The sequence below is a fragment of the Chengkuizengella marina genome, assembly GCF_009910845.1.
GTDB classification, from domain to species: Bacteria; Bacillota; Bacilli; order Paenibacillales; family KCTC-33759; genus Chengkuizengella; species Chengkuizengella marina.
Map to the genome: position 1 here is coordinate 1 of NZ_SIJB01000078.1, position 1,429 is coordinate 1,429.

The 1,429-nt window shown below is 35.1% G+C and carries 1 protein-coding gene; it reads left to right on the plus strand.

Annotated features, from left to right (window positions below; translation table 11 throughout):
- Positions 1–1,429, plus strand: a 1,429-nt coding sequence (locus ERL59_RS20440) for an amino acid adenylation domain-containing protein (protein WP_160648079.1), incomplete at both ends; no start/stop codon positions are given.

A 1,429-nucleotide genomic window follows, 5' to 3' on the forward strand; every position in this document is an offset into this window, starting at 1 on the left:
AAAAGATGAAGTGGTAGGTCTTTTAGCGGAGCGTTCTTTGGAGATGGTCATCGGAATATTAGGCATCTTAAAAGCAGGAGGAGCTTTTTTAGCGATTGATCCCTATTACCCAGAAGACAGAAAAAATTATATGTTACAAAATAGTCAACTAAATATTTTATTGACTGACAAAAAATGGTTTTCAGATCAGATATTTTTTGAGGGTCATATCCTCAATTTAAACGATCCTACTATCTATATAAGAGAAGCTAAGAACTTAGCAATACCCTCTAATGGATCTGATTTAAGTTATATTATATATACTTCAGGTTCAACAGGTCAGCCAAAAGGGATCATGGTGGAACACAGGACATTAGTGAATCTAGTTTACTATCAGCAAGATCACACCCTCATTCCATTTAATGGAAATATTTTACAGTATGCTTCGTCAAGTTTTGATGTGAGTTATCAAGAGATATTCTCAACCTTATTAATAGGCGGAAAATTATATATTGTAGAAGAGGAAGTAAAAAAAGAACCAGAAATGTTATTTAACTTTATCGATCAGAAACAAATAGATGTCATATTTATGCCAACAGCCTTACTGAAGTTTATTTCTACAGATGATAATCTACTAGCTCAATTCCCTACGTGTGTTTCGCACATCATTACCGCAGGGGAGCAATTATTTATATCCAATGAATTTAAAGCATATTTAAAAGAGCATTCTCTTGTTGTTCATAATCATTATGGTCCTTCTGAAGCACATGTAGTGACAGCTTATTCAATCAATGGTGAAAATGTTTCATCTGTACCACCAATCGGAAAAGGAATATCCAACACAGAATTGATGATTATGGATCAATATCATAATCTTCAACCGATTGGGGTCTCGGGAGAACTCTATATAGCAAGTGACATTTTAGCCAGAGGGTATTTGAATCGATATGACCTTACTGCTGAAAAGTTTTTAGTACATCCTTATAAATCAGGAAAGAAAATGTATAAAACTGGGGATCTAGCGAGATGGTTGCCAGATGGTAATATTGAATATATTGGGCGAGTCGATCATCAGGTAAAAGTGCGGGGTTATCGTGTAGAGTTAGGAGAAATTGAAGCTCAACTCTTAAGCCATGAGCAAATCAAAGAAGTGATTGTTATTGTAAAAGAAGAGCGGAATCAGGGAAGTAAATATTTGTGTGGATATTATGTTGCTTTAGACGAATTAAAACCAAAAGATGTGAGAGATTTCTTGTCAGTATCTTTACCAGAATATATGGTTCCGTCATTTCTGATTCCATTAGAAGTTATGCCACTGACACGAAATGGGAAAATAGATAGACAAGCCTTGCCTGAACCAGAAGGGAATCATTCAGGTGTGCAATACCTTCCACCAAGAACCAAAATAGAAAAACAACTTGTTGGTTTATGGAAAGAAGTGTTGGGAATT